The sequence below is a fragment of the Alcaligenes sp. GW821-FHT11D07 genome (assembly GCF_058808495.1).
The window spans coordinates 592828-611848 of the sequence record NZ_JBXART010000001.1; the positions used below are offsets into that span (position 1 = coordinate 592828).

15 protein-coding genes are annotated in these 19021 nt (G+C 55.3%); 10 read left to right on the forward strand and 5 right to left on the reverse strand.

Annotated features, from left to right (window positions below):
- Positions 1-4 precede the first annotated feature (4 nt).
- The 6 genes from ccoO (at position 5) to AC1RSM_RS02750 (ending at position 3827) form a co-directional block, all read left to right on the forward strand.
- Complete coding sequence (gene ccoO / locus AC1RSM_RS02725) at positions 5-664, forward strand: cytochrome-c oxidase, cbb3-type subunit II (protein WP_492929238.1); 660 nt, start codon at positions 5-7, stop codon at positions 662-664.
- Complete coding sequence (locus AC1RSM_RS02730; RefSeq protein WP_492929240.1) at positions 665-841, forward strand: cbb3-type cytochrome oxidase subunit 3; 177 nt, start codon at positions 665-667, stop codon at positions 839-841.
- The gene (ccoP, locus tag AC1RSM_RS02735) at positions 834-1748 is read left to right on the forward strand and encodes a cytochrome-c oxidase, cbb3-type subunit III (RefSeq protein ID WP_492929242.1); all 915 of its coding nucleotides are present in this window, start codon (positions 834-836) and stop codon (positions 1746-1748) included. The genes AC1RSM_RS02730 and ccoP overlap by 8 nt, the downstream gene beginning before the upstream one ends.
- Positions 1749-1785: 37 nt before the next feature.
- Positions 1786-3285, forward strand: a complete 1500-nt coding sequence (gene ccoG / locus AC1RSM_RS02740; protein ID WP_492929244.1) for a cytochrome c oxidase accessory protein CcoG — start codon at positions 1786-1788, stop codon at positions 3283-3285.
- An 18-nt stretch (positions 3286-3303) separates the two neighbouring features.
- Positions 3304-3507 (forward strand): FixH family protein, encoded by a 204-nt coding sequence (locus tag AC1RSM_RS02745; protein ID WP_492929246.1) that lies wholly within the window; start codon positions 3304-3306, stop codon positions 3505-3507.
- Positions 3508-3572: 65 nt separating this feature from the next.
- Positions 3573-3827, forward strand: coding sequence for a hypothetical protein (locus tag AC1RSM_RS02750; protein WP_492929248.1), 255 nt, complete (start codon positions 3573-3575; stop codon positions 3825-3827).
- 149 nt (positions 3828-3976) lie between these two features.
- Here AC1RSM_RS02750 and AC1RSM_RS02755 read toward each other — a convergent pair whose 3' ends face one another.
- Positions 3977-4705, reverse strand: a complete 729-nt coding sequence (locus AC1RSM_RS02755; protein WP_492931427.1) for a helix-turn-helix domain-containing protein — start codon at positions 4703-4705, stop codon at positions 3977-3979.
- A 330-nt stretch (positions 4706-5035) separates the two neighbouring features.
- Between AC1RSM_RS02755 and clpB the strand changes: the two genes are divergently transcribed.
- The gene (gene clpB, locus AC1RSM_RS02760) at positions 5036-7627 is read left to right on the forward strand and encodes an ATP-dependent chaperone ClpB (RefSeq protein ID WP_492929249.1); all 2592 of its coding nucleotides are present in this window, start codon (positions 5036-5038) and stop codon (positions 7625-7627) included.
- A 271-nt stretch (positions 7628-7898) separates the two neighbouring features.
- Here the strand turns inward: clpB and AC1RSM_RS02765 are convergent, their stop codons facing one another.
- Together AC1RSM_RS02765 and glnE are read right to left on the reverse strand one after the other, a co-directional pair.
- Entirely contained in the window at positions 7899-8597 is a 699-nt protein-coding gene (locus AC1RSM_RS02765; RefSeq protein ID WP_492929252.1) for an epoxyqueuosine reductase QueH, read from the reverse strand.
- Between the two features lie 101 nt (positions 8598-8698).
- The gene (gene glnE, locus AC1RSM_RS02770; protein WP_492929254.1) at positions 8699-11449 is read right to left on the reverse strand and encodes a bifunctional [glutamate--ammonia ligase]-adenylyl-L-tyrosine phosphorylase/[glutamate--ammonia-ligase] adenylyltransferase; all 2751 of its coding nucleotides are present in this window, start codon (positions 11447-11449) and stop codon (positions 8699-8701) included.
- A 101-nt stretch (positions 11450-11550) separates the two neighbouring features.
- Between glnE and AC1RSM_RS02775 the strand changes: the two genes are divergently transcribed.
- On the forward strand, positions 11551-15153 hold the full coding sequence (locus tag AC1RSM_RS02775; RefSeq protein WP_492929256.1) for a YhdP family protein: 3603 nt from the start codon (positions 11551-11553) through the stop codon (positions 15151-15153).
- Positions 15154-15232: 79 nt separating this feature from the next.
- Positions 15233-16114, forward strand: a complete 882-nt coding sequence (gene bla, locus AC1RSM_RS02780) for a class A beta-lactamase (protein ID WP_492929257.1) — start codon at positions 15233-15235, stop codon at positions 16112-16114.
- Positions 16115-16130: 16 nt separating this feature from the next.
- Here bla and AC1RSM_RS02785 read toward each other — a convergent pair whose 3' ends face one another.
- Positions 16131-16811 (reverse strand): GntR family transcriptional regulator, encoded by a 681-nt coding sequence (locus tag AC1RSM_RS02785; RefSeq protein ID WP_492929259.1) that lies wholly within the window; start codon positions 16809-16811, stop codon positions 16131-16133.
- Positions 16804-17292 (reverse strand): V4R domain-containing protein, encoded by a 489-nt coding sequence (locus tag AC1RSM_RS02790; RefSeq protein WP_492929261.1) that lies wholly within the window; start codon positions 17290-17292, stop codon positions 16804-16806. The genes AC1RSM_RS02785 and AC1RSM_RS02790 overlap by 8 nt, the downstream gene beginning before the upstream one ends.
- A 182-nt stretch (positions 17293-17474) precedes the next feature.
- Between AC1RSM_RS02790 and AC1RSM_RS02795 the strand changes: the two genes are divergently transcribed.
- Positions 17475-18998, forward strand: coding sequence for an ABC transporter substrate-binding protein (locus AC1RSM_RS02795; RefSeq protein WP_492929263.1), 1524 nt, complete (start codon positions 17475-17477; stop codon positions 18996-18998).
- Positions 18999-19021 lie beyond the last annotated feature (23 nt).

Genomic DNA, 19021 nt, shown 5'->3' on the forward strand with positions numbered 1-19021 from the left:
AATCATGGCTAATGACACTAATAAGCGCTTCTCGCACGCCACGATCGAGAAAAATACCGGGCTACTGATTATCCTCAGCATCTTGGTGATTTCCATCGCCGGTCTGGTTCAGATCGTGCCCTTGTTCTTTCAACATTCGACAACCCAAGCTACCGAGGGCATTGAGCCTTACGAGCCTTTGAACCTGATTGGTCGCGATATCTACATTCGCGAAGGTTGTGTGGGCTGTCACTCGCAGCAGATTCGTATGCTGCAGTCCGAGGTTCAGCGCTACGGCCCTTACTCGCTGGCCGGTGAATCCGTGTACGACCACCCCTTCCTGTGGGGCTCCAAGCGTACCGGTCCTGACCTGGCCCGTGTGGGTGAGCGCTACAGCGATGAATGGCACCGTATCCACTTGCGCAACCCGCGTGATGTGGTGAAAGAGTCCAACATGCCGGCCTACCCGTGGTTGCAGAAAAACTCGGTGGAAGGTGAAAACATTCAGGCTCGCATGAAGGTGTTGCGTTCGCTGGGTGTGCCTTACACGCAAGAACAAATCGATGCTGCTCCAGAGCAATTGGTAGGCAAGACCGAAGAAGATGCGGTTGTTGCTTATCTGCAAGGTCTGGGTGTGGCCAGTCGCGACGCAGCCGCCAAGGCTGTGGAGCAAGGGAGCTTCTAAATGGTAGCCATCATCAACGCCGTAATGACAACTTTGGCGATGGTGACCTTCCTTGGTATTTGCTGGTGGGCGTTCTCTCGAGGACGCCGCCAGGCCAACGAGGAAGCAGCTCTCCTGCCTTTCGCCTTGCCCGACGAGGGATGCAACGATAAAAACCCTGGGGGTTCGAATGAGTGACTTTTTTTCTAATGGCTGGAGCCTCTGGATTTCCGGCATCGCTTTGCTCGGTATCGTGTTTTGTTTGTGGTTGCTCTACACCCAGCGTTCATTCCTGGGCAAGGCGGCTGAAGTAGAGGAAACCGGCCACGTTTGGGACGGTGACCTGACTGAACTGAATAACCCCGTGCCACGCTGGTGGACCGTGATGTATATCGGTCTGTGTATCTTTGCTTTGGGTTATCTGGTGCTGTATCCCGGCCTGGGTAACTACAAGGGCACGCTGGGCTTTACCGCCGGTCAGCAGGTCAAGCAGCAACAGGCCGAGATCAATGCTCGCCTGGAGCCTGTGTACGCCCGTTACCGCGAAATGCCTATCGAAGATATCGCTCGCGATAAGGAAGCCCGTGAAATTGGTCAGCGCCTGTTCTTGAACAACTGCGCACAATGTCACGGTTCTGATGCCCAAGGGTCTCCCAGCTTCCCTAACCTGGCCAATAAAGCCTGGTTGTGGGGCGGTGAGCCTGAGCAGATTCTGCACACCATTACCGAAGGCCGTACCGGGATGATGCCGCCACAAGCGCAATTCAGCCCTGCTGAAGCGTCTGATGTCGCTCAGTACGTACGTTCTTTGTCGGGTTTGGCGGCGGATCCTCTGCGTCTGGTGTCCGGTAAACGCGTCTACGACAGTGCATGTTTTGCCTGTCACGGTGCCGATGCCAAGGGCAATGCGCTGCTGGGTGCTCCTGACTTGACGGACGATTACTGGCTGTATGGCAGTTCCGAAGCCACTATCGTTCAGACCGTCCTGCAAGGTCGCACCAATCAGATGCCTGCACAAAAAGGCACGCTGACTCCCGAGCAGATCCGCTTGCTGGCAGGTTGGGTGTGGGGCTTGTCCAATGCTGAGCCAGCCCCGGCTAACTAATGTCTTTTAAATCGATCTGACGCCTTCAGGACTTGCAATGAGTAGTGAATCTTCCCAACCCGGCGCTGACCAAGCGCAGGGAACTGTGCCCAAGTGGCAACCTCCACGTAACACCAAAGGAGCGGGTGGAACCTCTCCGCAAGTCGAGAAGGCGCTGGTCGATGTACGCAGCAAAATCTATCCACGATCCGTCAAGGGCGTCTTTGCCCGCTGGCGGGTCTGGATGGTGTATTTCACGCAGATCATTTTCTATGGTTTGCCCTGGTTGGAATGGCATGGCCGCCAGGCTGTGCTGTTTGACCTGCTGGAACGCAAGTTCTACATCTTTGGCATGATCCTTTGGCCTCAGGACGTCATCTACTTGACGGTATTGCTCCTGATATCGGCCTTTTCCCTATTCCTCTTTACCGCAATGGCTGGCCGCTTATTCTGTGGCTATGCCTGTCCGCAGACGGTCTATACCGAGATCTTCATGTGGGTCGAGCGCAAGGTGGAAGGGGACCGTCTAGCGCGTATCCGCTTGGATGAACAAGCCTGGAACGCCCGAAAATTACGTCTTAAAGCGACCAAGCATTTCCTGTGGGTGGTGATCGCTCTGTGGACCGGCTTTACCTTCATTGGTTATTTCGCTCCCATCCGTGAACTGGGTGGCGAGTTGATCGCCTTGTCCCTGGGCCCCTGGCAGTGGTTCTGGTTGTTGTTTTACGCGTTTGCCACTTGGGGCAATGCCGGCTTCATGCGCGAGGCCGTCTGTAAGTACATGTGCCCCTACGCACGATTCCAAAGTGCCATGGTGGACAGCGATACCTTTGTGGTGACTTACGACTTCGTGCGAGGTGAAACCCGGGGTGGGCGATCTCGCAAGATCGATCACAAAGAAGCTGGTATGGGGGACTGTGTGGACTGTAGCCTGTGTGTGCAGGTCTGTCCGACCGGTATCGATATCCGGGATGGCCTGCAATATATGTGCATTGGCTGCGGCGCCTGTGTGGACGTCTGTGATCAGGTCATGGACAAGATGGGCTACGAGAAAGGGCTGATCCGCTACACCTCCGAGCGTGCCATCAAAGAGCGCATGACGCAGCCGCAGGTGCGCCGACGCATGCTGCGCCCCCGGGTGATTTCCTACATCCTGATTCTGGCCGTGATCTGTGGTGCTTTTGTCTACACCTTGGCAACGCGTACACCGATGCGGGTAGACGTCATTCGTGACCGTGGAGCCCTGGGACGAGAAGTACCGGGTGGTCTGATTGAAAACGTGTTCCGTTTGCAGGTGATCAATACCTCCGAGGAGGCCATGGATCTGCAGCTGTCCGTGTCTGGTCTGGAAGGCGCCCGTATTTTCCTGACTGAAAATGGACAGGATCATATTCATGTGGCGGCGGCAGGCAACAGCTTATTGCCGGTCGTGGTGCAAGTCCCAATTAGTAGTGCCAAGCCTGGCCTGTATGATATTTCCATTCAGGCAGTGGGGGAGCACGAAAAGGGCCGCAAGACCTACGTGAACGAACGCAGCAGTTTTTATATTCCTCAGTAACTTTATAAAGAGCAAAACATGGACGATTCAAAAGACAGTGGACCTTGGTGGCGTGAGCCGTGGCCCTGGTTGTTGATGGCCGGGCCTGCTCTGGCAATTATTGGTTGTGCTATTACCATTGTCTTGGCGTTCCAGAACTTCAGTAATCAGGGGATTACTGATGGTGGGGTCAAGCAAGGTTTGGTTGTCAGCAAGTCCGAGCCTGCACGAGAGCAGCGCTAAGAGATTGGATTCACCGTTACGCTAGGGTTGAGAGAAGTATGTTTCCGTTCAAGAAGGGGGTACGAATGACCATCCGATCGTTGATGTGGATACTGTGGCCTTCATTCCTGGTCGCTGGTGTGCTCAGTGCAGTTGTGTTTGCTTTGGTGGACCCGCTGGACATTGTTGTGCTTGGTCATATGCAGGTAGATCGCCTGACCTTTTACACAGTCGCGTTTTTTCTGTTTTGGTTGGCTGTTTCGGTGGCGTGTGCGTTAAGCCTGTATATGTCGTCCGGTTCGCCAGCGGCATTGGCAGAGCCGGCCGACGGCCTGGACTGATTCAGGCCGTACCGAAGAAAAAAAAGCACATGCAAATTGCATGTGCTTTTTTTATGAGCTGGCTTTTCTGCCTTGCTGTCACAGCCTGGATAAGGCGGGCTGTAGAGCGTTTAATGCAAGGGCACCCTATGTGGTAGGAGGCTATCGATTTAATCGCACTCTGTGCCTGCCAGGGTGCGCAGGGCGGCTAGATCCAATAGATGGACTTCGCGTTGCGCGATTTTCAGCAAACCTTCACGTGCGAAGCGCGAGAACAGGCGGCTGACGGTTTCCAGTGTCAAGCCCAGGAAGTTTCCGATTTCTTCCCGGCTCATGCGCAGGATAAATTCGTAGGGCGAATAGCCAAGCAGCGACAAGCGTTGAGACAGATTCAACAAGAAGGCCGCCAAGCGTTGTTCGGAGCGCAGTCCAGCCAATGTCATCATCAGTTGATGGGCACGGTTGATTTCCTTGCTCATCAAACGGCGGAACTGCTGCTGCAAGATGGGCAACTGTGCCGACAAGCGGTCCAGATCGTCCAGGCGGATCACACAGACTTCACTGTCTTCCAGGGCGATAGCGTGTGATACATGTCGGTTCTCAACCAGGCTATCCATGCCCAGGATTTCTCCCGGCAATAAAAAGCCTGTAATCTGGATGTGGCCGGTGGCATCTTCCAGCTGCATCTTGATCGAACCGGAGCGCAGACCATAGATTCCCTCGACTGAATCGGCCAGTCGAAACAACACGCCGCCCTTAGGGATGCGGATGCGCTCCTTGACTAATTCATCCAGCCGCTCCATTTCGTGCTTAGGCATCCCAAGAGGCAGACAAACCTCATTGAGCATACAGCTGGAGCAGCGTATGGAGTCAGCGGTAACCGAGATACGTTTTTGCATAAGCATAAGGAATAGTTTCAGATGGCGAAACGCTAAATCTTTGAGTCAAATCAAGTGTAATTGTAGCTTTTTATTGATGGGTATTCCCGCTAATCCTTAATATGTTTAGTTCTTAAGGCTCGCAGCAAGCGGGGAACGGCTCCCCAAGCCGTGTACAGAGCAGTACGGCTTCAATTGTACCGTTGTTGTTTAAAAGCGATCTAAACACTTGAATACTGGGTTTTTGTCCTTATCTTCAATTCATCCTGTTATTTGTTGCGAGATCTGGGCACGCAGTATTTAGTAACTGTTTGCTTTAGCTTATCGCATGTTTTCTCAAGTGAAAATTTTATGCGAATCGATAAATTGACAACGAAGTTTCAACAGGCTTTAGCGGATGCGCAAAGCCTGGCTGTTCGCGAAGATAATCCCTATCTGGAACCCGCCCACGTACTGGTCGCCCTGCTGGCTGATGCCGATTCTGGCACTGGCAGCTTGTTGGCTCGTGCGGGTGTGGCTATCCCTCGTCTGGAAAATGAGCTCAATCGCCTGATTTCCAACTTGCCTAAAGTGCAAGGGGCAGAAGGTCAGCAGCAGTTAAGCTCGGCCCTGCAAGCGGCTTTGGCCAAGACGGACAAGGAAGCCGCCCAGCGTGGTGATACCTATATCGCTAGCGAACTGTTTCTTTTGGCTCTGGCGGACGACAAGGGCGAAACCGGTCGCGCCTTGCGAGATGCTGGTTTGCAACGTCGCGCCTTGGAAGCGGCTATTGAAGCCGTACGTGGCGGTTCCAATGTGAACGACGCCGAGGGCGATAGCAACCGCGAAGCCCTGGACAAGTACACCACTGACCTGACCGAGCGTGCTCGCTTGGGCAAGCTGGACCCAGTGATTGGCCGTGACGACGAAATTCGTCGCACCATCCAGATCCTGCAGCGTCGTACCAAAAACAACCCTGTGCTGATTGGTGAGCCTGGGGTGGGTAAGACCGCCATTGTGGAAGGCTTGGCTCAGCGTATCGTGAATAACGAAGTGCCTGAAACCTTGAAGGGCAAACGCGTGCTGGTGCTGGATTTGGCCGCTTTGCTGGCTGGCGCCAAGTACCGTGGCGAATTTGAAGAACGCCTGAAAGCGGTGCTGAAAGAGCTGTCCAAGGACGATGGCAAGACCATTGTGTTCATCGACGAGCTGCACACTATGGTGGGCGCAGGGAAGGCTGAAGGTGCGATGGACGCGGGCAATATGCTCAAGCCGGCTTTGTCGCGCGGTGAGTTGCACTGTATCGGCGCAACCACGCTGAACGAGTATCGCCAGTACATTGAAAAAGACGCTGCGTTGGAGCGTCGTTTCCAGAAAGTACTGGTCAATGAGCCGGACATGGAGTCCACCATTGCGATTTTGCGTGGTTTGCAAGAACGTTATGAGCTGCACCACGGTGTTGCGATTACCGACCCGGCTATTGTGGCGGCTGCCGAGCTGTCGCAGCGTTACATCACGGATCGTTTCTTGCCCGATAAGGCCATTGACCTGATCGACGAGGCAGCTGCGCGTATCCGTATGGAGATCGACTCCAAGCCCGAGGTCATGGACAAGCTGGACCGCCGCATTATCCAGTTGAAGATCGAGCGTGAAGCCGTGATCAAGGATACGGACGAAGCGTCTCAGCGTCGTTTGCAGGCCATCAATGATGAGATGGAAAAGCTGCAACGCGAGTACAACGATTATGAGGAGATTTGGAAGGCTGAAAAAGCAGCTGTCCAAGGTTCGCAGGTTGTGAAGGAAGAAATCGAGAAAGTTCGTGCCGAGATGGCCGAGCTGCAACGTAAAGGCCAGTTTGATAAGTTGGCCGAGCTGCAGTACGGCAAGCTGCCCGAGCTGGAAGAGCGCCTGAAAGCGGCTGAAGCCAATATGGACAAGGCTGATCAGGATAAGCCTCGTTTGCTGCGTACTCAGGTGGGTGCGGAGGAAATCGCGGAAGTGGTGTCGCGCGCTACCGGTATTCCTGTCTCCAAGATGATGCAGGGTGAGCGCGAGAAGCTCTTGCAGATGGAAGATTATCTGCATAAGCGTGTGGTTGGTCAGAGCGAGGCGGTACGCCTGGTGTCCGATGCCATTCGTCGCTCGCGCGCGGGCTTGTCTGATCCATCCCGTCCGTATGGTTCCTTCCTGTTCCTGGGGCCAACCGGGGTGGGTAAGACTGAGCTGACCAAGGCATTGGCCAACTTCCTTTTTGATTCCGAGGATCACATGATTCGTATCGATATGAGCGAATTCATGGAGAAGCACTCGGTAGCTCGTTTGATTGGGGCGCCTCCCGGTTATGTGGGTTACGAAGAGGGTGGTTATCTGACCGAAGCCGTGCGTCGCAAACCGTATTCGGTGATTTTGCTGGATGAGGTCGAAAAGGCTCACCCCGACGTGTTTAACGTGCTCTTGCAGGTGCTGGACGATGGTCGTTTGACCGATGGCCAAGGTCGTACGGTGGACTTCCGTAATACGGTAATCATCATGACCTCTAACTTGGGTTCGCAGCATATTCAGCGTTTATCGGGCGAGCCTTACGATGTGATCAAGGAAGTGGTGTGGGAAGAAGTGAAGCAGCATTTCCGCCCCGAGTTCTTGAACCGTATTGACGAGGTGGTGGTGTTCCACGGTCTGGAAGCGGAGCACATTGCGTCTATTGCCCGTATCCAGTTGCAGCGTCTGGATCAGCGCTTGGCTCAACGTGATATGCATCTGGATGTCAGTGAGGCTGCCGTGGAGCAGTTGGCCAAGGCTGGGTTCGACCCTGTGTTTGGTGCCCGCCCATTGAAACGGGCTATTCAGCAGCACATCGAGAACCCGGTGGCACGTTTGATTCTGGAAGGCCGCTTTGGTCCTAAAGATGTCGTGCCTGTGGACTGGAAAGATGGCGAGTTTGTGTTTGACCGCAGCATCCAGTGATGCCGAGGAGCTGAAGGCTGTAGGGCTACCGCTTGATGAGCTTATGCAAGCGGTAGCACCAAGGGTACAAGTAGCCTTAAGCTTAGGAGCAGCCTGACAAGCCGTCGCCATACCGAAGTAAAAAAAGCGCCTTGGAAATCCAAGGCGCTTTTTCTTTGCGTATGAGGCGGGGCGTAGGCCGGTTTTAAGGGTGGCAACTGGGACTGGTTTCTTGCCTAGAGGTGGTTCTTGGCGTGATGCAATCAGCCGCGTTCCAGAACCTTTTCTGGGTTTACGCGTTTTCTGGCTGAGGGGCAGGGGGAGGCGTCAGATCCAGCTCATCCTTGCCGTAGAACTTCACGCCGATTTCAACGCGGGGACGACCGGTGGCGCGGCGGTGGCGATTGGTATCGCGCAGCGAGTACACACAACCGCAGTATTCCTGCTGGTAGAAGTTTTCGCGCTTGCTGATCTCCAGCATGCGTTGCGAGCCGCCACCTTTGCGCCAGTTATAGGTCCAGTACTTCATTTCGGGATAACGGGCCGCAGCACGTTCGCCACAGTCGTTAATCTGGTCCATATCCTTCCAGCGCGAAATGCCCAGGACGCTGGAGATAATGTCGTAGCCATGCTCATGGGCATAGAGGGCGGTGCGCTCAAAGCGCATGTCAAAGCAAACGGTGCAACGTTCCCCACGTTCGGGGGCGTGTTCTAGACCGCGTACACGATCAAACCAGTTATCAACGTCGTAGTCGGCGTCAATAAACTCGATTCCGTGCTGCTCGGCAAAGCGAATATTTTCCTGTTTGCGCAGCTCGTATTCGCGCACCGGGTGAATATTGGGGTTGTAGAAGAAAACGGTGTATTCAATCCCGGAGGCATGCAAGGCCTCCATGACCTCGCCCGAACAGGGGGCGCAGCAGGAGTGCAGCAGTAATTTCTGGCGCTCCTGCGGCATGGTCAGGACTGGACGATTGGGCTGAGTGGACATGAATCTGAATCCGAGAAAAAGGCGTCCCGAGTCGGTCGCACAATAAATCAATGCGCCTATTGTAGATTCTTGGCAAAGTTTAGTGAAATCAATCTGTTGCCCTAGTACCCCAGCACCTGATCCCACAGACGGCTTACTGCCTGACGCTCTTGCGTCAATTCCGTTTGTGGAACACGCGCTTTCTCGGCTCCTTCCAGGCGCAAAGCGTGCTGGCGACGACGCAAACTGCGGTAGGCATCGGCCACTTCCTGAGCATGGTCGGTGTCTATCAAGCCCGCCTGTGCTGCAATACCCAAAAGAGCGATATTGCCCAGGTTTTCCAGCAGCTTGGGATGCTCCCGGCTGTAACACAGCACCAGGTACTGGGTGATGAACTCCACATCCACCATGCCACCGCGATCATGTTTCAGATCAAAAAGCTCACTGCGGTTGGGGTGTCCAGCGCTGATCTTGTCGCGCATATCCAAAATGTCGGCACGCAGTTTGCGGCGGTCGCGCTCCATCAGCAGAATGGAGCGGCGAATCTCATCAAAGCGGGCCTGAATCTGGGCATCACCCGTTACAAAGCGGGCACGGGTAATTGCCTGGTGCTCCCAGGACCACGCGCTGCGGGTCTGGTATTGCTCGAAAGCGTCTACGCTAACAGCCAGCAAACCAGCATCTCCATCCGGGCGCAGGCGCAAGTCAATATCGTAGAGTCGGCCAGAGGAAGTCATGGCGGACAGCCAACTGGTCATGCGGCGTGCCAGCTTGATGTAGCGCTCCACATTGTCCTGGCTGGGATCGTCGTAAAGAAACACCAAATCCAGGTCCGAGGCATAGCCAATTTCCTTGCCGCCCAGCTTGCCGTAGGCAATCACGGCAAAGCGCGGTGGGGTATCGTGCTCCGGCCCCAGGGAGCGGGGGCGCGTCAGCGGCCAAGTACGTTCCAGTGTTTCGGCCAACATCATATCGGCCAGTGCGGAGAGTTGGTCGGCCAGGGCCTCCACCGTCAGCACACCTTCCAGATCCTGCGCCAGCAACTGGAACGTAATCTGGTGCTGCCAGTCGCGCATCATATTCATTTGCTGTTCGACGTCGGCCTGACCATCAGGCAGGCGGCAGGCGTCCAGGTCGCGGCACATCTGTTCGGACAAGGCGTCAAAGTCCGGAATCTCCATCAGCGAATGCCATTCGATCAGGCTGTCCAGCAAGAGCGGGTACTGGGCCAAATATTGGGCTGCCCAAGGACTGGCCGACACAATACGAGCGACACGAGCCAGCGTGTCAGGGTATTCAGCCAACAAGGCCAGATAGGCGCTGCGCTGGGCAATCAGTTCGATCAGGTTGAACAGCCGGGTAGCTGTATTTTCCGGGTCTTGGGAGCGGCAGGCGTAGTCTTGGGCCAGGGGGATCAGACGCTGAACTCGGTCCAGGCTGGCATTGGGCAGACTACGGATGCGATGGCTGTTCAGCAGGGCTTGGCGTAGCTGCTCAATCCGCTCTTGCAGGGCCTGGCTTTGCTCTGCTTGGGGCTCGGGAGTGGCAGGGATTGCAAGAGGTTCAGCGGCCGCCTCTTCACCCATGCCGGCCAGCCGGAAAGCGTTGCGAAAGGTATGGGACACAAAGCTTCTGTGCAGAGCCAGTTCCTTGTCAAAATCGCCAAGGCTCATTCCCAAGGTGGCAGCCAGTTCCGTACGTACGTCATCGTCCTGCGGCAATAGGTGGGTTTGCTCGTCCTCACGATACTGCAGGCGGTGTTCGACACGGCGCAAGAAGGTATAAGCGGCCAGCAGTTTGTCGCAAACCTCCTGATCCAACAGACCGGCGGCACATTGGCCTTGCAGCGCTTTGTGCAAACTTTGGGTTTGCAAAGAAGGCTGGCGTCCCCCGCGAATCAGTTGGTTCAGCTGAACGACAAATTCAATTTCCCGGATACCGCCATCACCCAGCTTGATGTTGTGCCAGGTTTCCACTCCATTGCGATTCAGGGCGCGACGCGTCCAATCCTGCCGGATGCGCTCTCGCAGCCCGCGCAAGGCGGACAGGGCATCAAAGTCAAAATACTTGCGGTAAACAAAGGGCGTGCGCAGCGCCTCAAAATGGTGCACGTCGCTGGCCAGACGGCTGCCCTCAAACGCTTGTGCTTTGATAGGGCGAGCCTTGATCCAGGCATAGCGTTCCCATTCGCGGCCTTGATTGACTAGATAGTTTTCCAGTGCCTGCATGCTCCAGGCCAGAGGGCCTGCGTCGCCGTCGGGACGCAGGCGCAAGTCAGTGCGAAACACCTGCCCGAAGGCATCGGTATCTGACAGTACTGGCATCATGCGTTGCGTCACTTTGCCGTAAAACTCGTGGTAGCTGATCGGGCGGCGTCCATCGGTCTCGCCATCCTCGTCATAGAGCATGATCAGATCAATGTCGGAGGACACGTTTAATTCGCCCCCGCCCAGCTTGCCCATTCCCAAAATAATCATCTCTTGGGGCAGGCCAGTGTCCGGGTTTTTGGGAATGCCGTGTATTTCGGCCAGTTGCTTCGCTACTGTTTCGTAGGCCTGCGCCACCGCCAGATCGGCCAGGCTGCTCATGGCTTGCATCACTTCTTCAAGCGGCGCCCAGCCATTGATATCGCGGATCATCAGCACTAAAAACACCCGCTCGCGCAGCTGACGCAAAGTCTGGCGTACCTGAGCCAAGCGGTCATTATCAGGCTCGGGTAATAAAGTCCTATACCATTGCGCAATCAGGGCAGGGGTCAGCGCATGCTGGGACTGCTGCTCTAGCCAGTCTCCAAATTGTGGCTGAGCGTTTACTTTTCGACGCAAGGGGCCGGACCATTGCATCACCGGCTTCAATATAATGGACGGGCTCATACGATAAGAGGCTTTTCGGAGATAGGGGGAAGACCAGTGGCAATCACAGGTCTGACAATGCCGGAAATGACCGCATCTAACTATACTCGGGAATTGATTGCATGGTAGTTCGAGGGCTTGTGCGACTGGCGCTATTGCTCTATTTTGCGCTGATGCTGAGCCTTGTCGGGCTACGTTACCTGCTCGTGCCCCAACTGGATAATCTGCGTCCTTACCTGGTGCAAAAGATCAGTGAGCAAACCGGCTTGCAGGTCCAGATACAAGAATTAAAAGGCGACTGGCAAGGCTGGAATCCCAATATCACAGTCACCGGCTTATCGGTCTCGGAGCCGGGGCAAGCGCCCATGTTGCAACTGCCTAAACTGGATGCCGACATCAGTTGGAAGTCCTTGTTCAGTGGCTCTTTGCAGCTGCGTCAGCTGAACGTGCAAGGTTTGACGATTCCCGTGCGGCGCGATGCACACGGGCAGATCTGGGTGATGGGCCAGGCTGTGGACCTGGATGAGGACAGCACCGATGAGCCCCAGGCCTGGCAAGGCCCGGCTCGTTGGTTGCTTCAGCAGCGTGGCATACGCATTCAAGGCACCTCCTTGCAATGGCAGGACGATTTGCGGGGGGCTCCCACCTTGAGCCTGCCAGCGATTGATCTGCGGATGGGATATAGACAAGGCTGGCATGAAGTAAATATGGCAGCTGCCTTGCCCGCTCAGTTAGGTGAATCCATCACTTTGGCCTTGCGGGTACAGGGCAAGCGCCGTTTGCCTGCAAGTGCGGATGTCACTGAACTTCCCTGGGAGCTGAACGTACAAGCTCAAGGTGTGGACACGCCTGCTTTGCGCCCCTGGCTGGACGTACCTGTTGAACTGGATAAAGCGTGGCTTGATCTGCGAGCTCAAGCCAGCCAGACGCCAACCACCCAAGCAGTACACCTGGAGATGAGTGCTCAAGTGCGGGATCTGGCTGTGCTGGCGGACAGCGGCGAGCGTGTGCAATTGGGCCAAGCCTCTCTTGAGCTAGACGGGGATTTGATCAGCCTGCAAGACTTGATCCACGGCAGGCGCAGCGGAGATATGCAGTGGTCGCTGGGGATGAGCGACATGGGGTTGCGACTGCCAGACGTGTTTGCTCAGTATGTGGCCGTTGATCACTTGAACGCCCAAGGCACCATTAGCCGTGACGAGCAGGGCCAACTTACTTTAGGGCAGATGAATCTGGCGTTACGCAATCCGGATCTGGATGCCCAATTGAGGGGAAGCTGGCGTGAGGATGCGCACTTTGACGCCGGGGTGGCGGATTGGCAAGGACAGTTCAAGTACCTGAATCTGGGGGCCTTGGTGAATTACCTGCCTTTGACGGTGAATCCTCTGGCGCGCGAGTGGATGCAGGCTGGATTGGTGCAGGGCGCGGTACGGGACGGGACAATCCGTGTGCAAGGCGGCCTGGATACATTCCCTTATGGCTTAAGCCCGGATGACGGCAGCTTTGAGGTGGCCGGGTCTTTGGATGATGGCATTGTGGATTACCAGCCTGCACGTCCGACACGTTTGGCTTGGCCTCGTTTGGAAGGCGTGCAGGGCAGCATACGCATGCACAATGACAATCTGGACATCATGGCGCAGCAGGCACGCATGCCGATCGCCAAGCAAGAAGACATCCAGCTGCGTGATATCCGGACGTACATCACTGCCTTGGAAGAACACAGTTTCTTGAAGCTGGAGGGAGTCTCTCAGGCACCCGCAAACAGCTATCTGGGCTTGGTGCTGCAATCCCCTCTGGATTCCTTGCTGGATGGCCTGCTCTCCGAGAGCCGGGTCAAGGGTGACTGGATTGTTCCCATCAAGTTGCAGATCCCTTTGGATGATGCTGATGAGGCCCAGGTTCAGGGACAAATCCAGATGAGTAATGGAGAGTTCCAGTACATGCCGCAAGCGCCTTCAGTGACTGCTTTGAAGGGGGAATTGGCGTTCAATGAAAAAGGCGTGAGTGCCCAGACGTTGACGGGCAAGGTATTGGGCGGTGCTGCTCAGATCAGTGGGGTGCTGGAGCCGGGCAAGCCTGGTTTGCGCCTGAATGGAGTGCTGACTTCCCAAGGTCTGGAGCAGTATCTGGAACTAAAAGGTGTGCAGCGTTTGCAAGGGCAAACACCTTACAGCCTGTTGATGCGGCTAGACCCCAAAGGCTCGTTTTCTGCGTCTGCCGAGTCAGACCTGACCGGTCTGGCATTAAATCTGCCCGAGCCTTTCGATAAGCCCGCCGCGCGCGCTGCTAAGTTGAAGGCGGATTGGCGTAGTGACTCCGCGACCAAAATGGATCGTTTGCAGATCAGCCTGCAGGATAAGCAGACCTTTTTATTGAATCTGCTCCATGCCCAAGGCTCCAGTCAGGGTAGTTATTTCCAAAGTGGCAGTATGGGAACCCCCGGTTTGGTGGGCTGGCCCAGCCGTGGCCTGGAATTACACAGCCGTTATAAGCGGGTAGATCTGGATGCGTGGGAACAGGTGGTGCAGGAGTTCGGCCAGAATCTGGATGGCAGCCCCTTGCAGTCGTCCCCGCGTCCTTTATTGCCCTTGCTGGAGCGGATTCGTTTGAATGTTGACCAGGCCTTTTTCATGGGGCAAGTACTGGATCAGCTGGAGCTGGAAAGCACTGAGGATGTGGCGGGCAAACTGTATTTAAGCCTGAGAGCGCAGCAGGCAGAGGGGCGTTTGCAAGCACAGCATAAGGATGGTCGCTATACCGGCTTGTTTAGCGCTAATTTCGCCCGTTTGTACATTGATAATCAACGTCCTGATTGGGCGTGGCCGGCACTTGATCTGCCTGAGGATCAGGAGTTGCACCTGCCTGCCATCTTCTTGAAGGTAGATGAGCTGCATGTGCATGGCATGAACTTTGGCAGGCTGGAGGCCAAGGGAAAACCGGGTAGTGCGGGCACCCATTGGAAGCTGGACAGCTTCACCGTGAAGGCTCCCGGCATGCAGTTGAATGGACATGGGTCTTTGACCTTGCGTGGGCCTGAGCGTGGGCTGGAATTGATCGCCAATAGCCAGATTGATAATTTGGGCCACTTTGTCGATACCAGCGGCTTGCTCACCGAGTCGGTTAAAGACGGCGACGGCACCGTTCAGGCGGCTTTGTTCTGGGGGGACTTCCCTTGGACTTTTGATAAGCGCAAAATCAGCGGCCAGTTCAATGTTGATCTTAAAAAAGGGCGCTTCATCAGCTTGAAGTCTCGTTCAGCCAAGCTGCTGGAATTGCTAAGCTTGCAGTCTATTGCACGTTTGAGTCGTCTGGATCTGGACTTGTTTGGCGCCGTCAAACAAGGCTTTGCGTTCGATAGCCTGACTGGCCGCATGAACCTGGAACAGGGCAAGCTGGAGCTAGATAATTACCAGATTCGAGGCCCAGCGGGGGCAATCAGCCTGAAAGGCTGGATAGATATCAAGGATGAGACGCTGGATTTGATCGCTGTGGTCAACCCAAATCTGGATATGAGTGGCGCGGCGATTGCGGCGTACTTCACCGTAAACCCCATGGTGGGGGTGGGCGCTTTGCTGACGCAGTGGCTAATGCAAATTCCGATGCGTAGCCATTTGTCCGTCACCTATGCCGTAACCGGCAATATTGATGACCCGACCTTGAAAGAAATGGATGCGCCAGTAAAGAGCGAGACCAAAACAGAGGCGAGTGCCAGGGTTGAGCCCTGATCCTTGCCTGAATAAGAGCTAAATGGGCATTGGTGTCAGGATAGGGGTGGAAGAGCAAGTCTTCATAAAGGATGAGCAGATGGCGGCATGCAGAATTTCAGGACTATGGGCCGTGTTTGCGCTGGCCGCAGCAGGCTGCTCCCTGAATGTGCAAGGGGCAGGGCCTGATCCGATGATCCTGGCCGCTCAAGAGGCTGAGGCCAAGCTGCAAGCGCGAGTCGGGCTGGCAGTGTTGGATACGGCAGACGGGCGGGAGTGGCACTACCGTGCTGATGAGCGCTTTCCCATGGCCAGTACAAGCAAAGTACTGATTTGCGCTGCCTTGCTTGCTCGCGGGGATAAAGCGCTGAACACCGCGTGGCTTGTTCAAGCAGAAGACATACAGTCGTATGCGCCAAGCACCCAAGATTTGATTGGCCAGAAGATCCCTGCTGAGCAACTGTGTGCCATCACTTTGCGCAATAGTGACAATACCGCTGCTAACGGGGTTTTGGAGTTGCTGGGCGGTCCCGGGGCGGTGACCTCTTTTCTGCGCACGATAGGTGATTCGGTGACACGACTGGACCGCAATGAACCGACGCTAAACGAAGCCAAACCTGGAGATCCGCGTGATACCACCACCCCGGAAGTGATGGTGCAGACACTGCAATCGCTAGTGCTGGGCAGTGCGCTGGAAAGGCCTGCGCAAGAACGGCTGACGGCTTGGCTGCGTAATAACGAAGTAGGTGGGCCTTTGCTGCGGGCGGGCTTGCCAGCCGATTGGCAGATCGCTGACCGGACGGGCAGTGGGGGCTTTGGAACGCGTGCAGCCGTGGCTGTCATGTGGCCGCCAGAGCGTTCCCCCCTGATTGCAGCGGTATACGTGACGCAAACCGAGGCAACTATCGAAGAGCGCAATGCAGCCATTGCCCTGATTGCTAAAGCCATCGCCCACAGCACTCAACACAAGCTTGAGCCTTAAGGGCGACCCGTAGCCATTAACTGCTTTGGCGCTCCAGCATTTCGTCCAGCGTGGCGTAGTAACTCATGGACGCATGACGCAAGTTTGTGCGTACATGCTCTCGGGCTTGATCCGGGTCTTTGTCCAGAAAAGACTGCAAAATGCCACGGGTTGCCTGCATGGACAGCTCGCGATATCGAGTATCGCGCAAGGTGGCTAAACGCACTGCTTCCACATGGTCGCTCAGACGCAAAATCATGGTGCTCATGTGTGGGTTGGGACACAGCGTAATCCAGCTTTCCCGAAAGGCATCGTTGGCAATCATGTATTGCATGGGGTCTTGGGCCTCATGCGCTTTTTCGGCCGCATTGGCGGCCTTGTTCATCAAGGCCAGACCTTCCAGGCTGGCTTGTACGCAGGCGGCGGCCGCGGCCTCTGGCTCCAGCAGCATGCGTATCTCAAAAATCTGAGCAATATCAGCCGGGGTAAAGCGCCGCAGCATAAAGCCGCGTGATGTCCCCTCCAACAGACCTTCATTAGTCAGTTGCAACAGGGCTTCGCGCACCGGCATGCGCGAGACTTGCAGCTCGGCGGCAATTTCATGGTCGACCAGACGACTGTCATAGTTGATGTCGCCACTGCGCATGCGGCTGCGCAAGTGCTTATAGACCTGCTGGCGTATGTTCAGTTTGGGAGCGGCAGGCTGGTTTTTATTCATTGGTTTTGGGTAAGACGGTGAACAGGCAATCAGCATGTTGGCCCTGTGCGCAGCAGTGAATTTCCTGCACCTGGACGTGCTGATCGTAGATCAGTTTGCCAACGGCTGTAAGCATACCAACGATAGGTCGGCACAGGGGCTGATCATGGGGCCCAAACCCCCAGGCAAAGGGACTGTTTTTCACGCTGACCTGCAAACCTGCGCCAGCTGCCGTTTGAATATCCCAGTTCCCCCAGCCTAGCTGTGCCGAAATATCCGCAATGCTGTCCAGCAAAGCCTGCGGGTCGTGATTGATGGCGTCCCAATAGGCCTTGGCCGATAAGCCCCCTTGCTCCATCACAGCTTGCCCCAAGGCATCCAGCGCCTGCGTTCGGGCGGGTTCAGCCAGGCTGCGAAATAGCCCCATCAGTACATCGGCACGCATCATCAGGTAACGCCGATCGGCATCCAGAATCTGGCCCTGAGCTATATCCCAGTTCAATCTATCTTTGAAATCGGTCATTTTTAATAAAAAGTATATTGTTTTGTTTTTAGATAATATGCTGATTTTTAAGGGTATAAATTATAGGGAAAACCATTATCCAATTAATTTAAGAATAAACTATATACTTTTTAGCAAGGCGGGTTGCCGCTGGAGTGAAGTGAAAAAATAAAAGGGGACACATGGTGAAAGCGTTGCGAAAAAGCGTGATGGGGCTGGCCTTGGGGGCGGCCTTGATGATGGGCTGGGGGACGGCCAGCCAGGCCGCTGGGAATGAGTTGAAAATCGCTTTCCCGGTGGATATCCCGTCTTGGGACCCGACTTCGGTTACTTTCCCGGCCGGGCAATCAATTTACAAGGCTGTTTTTGATTCCCCCCTGTTTGTTGGTGACGATTTGCAGGTGGCGCCCCGCCTGATCGAGTCCTGGGAGTGGGCGGATGAGACGGGTCAGGCCTTGAAGGTCAAGCTGCGCGACAAGGTGAAATTCCATGACGGCAGTGACCTCACCGCTGAAGATTTGAAGTTCACTTTTGACCGTGCCATCAACAAAAAAACACTGGCGCTCAATGGCATGCTGCCCACGCTGGAGTCGGTGGAAATTACCGGACCCTTGGAGGCGGTGATTCATTTCAGCTCGCCCACACCCACAGCCCCTAAAGGCTTGGCGTTCCTGTCTGCCTATATCTTGCCCAAGGCGTACTTTGAAAAAGTGGGAGAGGTTGAGTTCCTGAAACGTCCCGTTGGTGCGGGGCCATACAAGCTGAGCGATTACCAGCGTGGTTCCCGAATTACCTTGGAAGCCTTTGAAGACTATTGGCAAGGCGCTCCGGCTTTGAAGCATGTGGTGTTCGAGATCGTGCCGGACTCGTCCGCACGGGTCGCCGCGGTGGAGTCAGGCCGAGCCGACGTGTCGGTACAAATTCCGGTGCGTGAAATCACCCGTCTGGAGAAAAATCCCAAGCTGGAAGCCAAGGTCTATCCCTACAGCGAGATCTATATCCTGCAGATGCCCAGCTATGTAGACAGCTTTAAAGATGTGCATGTGCGGCGAGCCATGAATATGGCGATCGATAAGGAAGGCTTGTCCCGCGCCTTCTACAAAAATGCGGCCCAGCCCTTGTCGGTGTTGGCCACTAAAGGTTCGCCGGGTGATGTGCCGGATCTGAACATTCCGTTTGATAAGAAAGCGGCCGTAGAGGAGCTGGCCAAGGCCGGTTACAGCACGGAAAAACCGCTGACCATCACCCTGTACTCCACCAACAATACCTTCCCCTCGGACTATGACGTGGCGCGCGCCGTAGCGCAGATGTGGAGCCAGATTGGCGTGCAGACTACAGTGGAAGAAATTACGGTAGCCAAGTATCTGGAGCTAAGCCATTCGTCCAAGCTAAGCGGTGTGATGCTGTATAGCTGGGCCAACGCGACGGGCGATCCGGAGATTTTCACGGGCCGTATTCTGGACCCGCGCCTGCGTTTCTCTACCTGGAAGGAAGAGCGTCTGGCTGGCACCCTGGATGAGCTGAATCGCCAGATGGATGAGAACAAGCGCGTAGCGGGCTATCAAGCTTTAAACCGCGAAGCGGCGGAACAGGCCTGGAGTCTGCCGGTGCTGCAGTCCATTTCCACGATTGCCTACAAGAAAGGGCTCAAGCTCAATACCTATCAGACGGGCTACATCTTGCCGCAGGAATACTCCTGGCAGTAAGCCTTTCATGCACCCCGCAGCCT

Excerpts from the sequence above, each read along its gene's own strand:
- ccoO (WP_492929238.1), top strand. The coding sequence starts at position 5 with ATGGCTAATGACACTAATAAGCGCTTCTCGCACGCCACGATCGAGAAA.
- AC1RSM_RS02730 (WP_492929240.1), top strand. The coding sequence starts at position 665 with ATGGTAGCCATCATCAACGCCGTAATGACAACTTTGGCGATGGTGACC.
- ccoP (WP_492929242.1), top strand. The coding sequence starts at position 834 with ATGAGTGACTTTTTTTCTAATGGCTGGAGCCTCTGGATTTCCGGCATC.
- ccoG (WP_492929244.1), top strand. The coding sequence starts at position 1,786 with ATGAGTAGTGAATCTTCCCAACCCGGCGCTGACCAAGCGCAGGGAACT.
- AC1RSM_RS02745 (WP_492929246.1), top strand. The coding sequence starts at position 3,304 with ATGGACGATTCAAAAGACAGTGGACCTTGGTGGCGTGAGCCGTGGCCC.
- AC1RSM_RS02750 (WP_492929248.1), top strand. The coding sequence starts at position 3,573 with ATGACCATCCGATCGTTGATGTGGATACTGTGGCCTTCATTCCTGGTC.
- AC1RSM_RS02755 (WP_492931427.1), bottom strand. The coding sequence starts at position 4,705 with ATGCAAAAACGTATCTCGGTTACCGCTGACTCCATACGCTGCTCCAGC.
- clpB (WP_492929249.1), top strand. The coding sequence starts at position 5,036 with ATGCGAATCGATAAATTGACAACGAAGTTTCAACAGGCTTTAGCGGAT.
- AC1RSM_RS02765 (WP_492929252.1), bottom strand. The coding sequence starts at position 8,597 with ATGTCCACTCAGCCCAATCGTCCAGTCCTGACCATGCCGCAGGAGCGC.
- glnE (WP_492929254.1), bottom strand. The coding sequence starts at position 11,449 with ATGAGCCCGTCCATTATATTGAAGCCGGTGATGCAATGGTCCGGCCCC.
- AC1RSM_RS02775 (WP_492929256.1), top strand. The coding sequence starts at position 11,551 with ATGGTAGTTCGAGGGCTTGTGCGACTGGCGCTATTGCTCTATTTTGCG.
- bla (WP_492929257.1), top strand. The coding sequence starts at position 15,233 with ATGGCGGCATGCAGAATTTCAGGACTATGGGCCGTGTTTGCGCTGGCC.
- AC1RSM_RS02785 (WP_492929259.1), bottom strand. The coding sequence starts at position 16,811 with ATGAATAAAAACCAGCCTGCCGCTCCCAAACTGAACATACGCCAGCAG.
- AC1RSM_RS02795 (WP_492929263.1), top strand. The coding sequence starts at position 17,475 with ATGGTGAAAGCGTTGCGAAAAAGCGTGATGGGGCTGGCCTTGGGGGCG.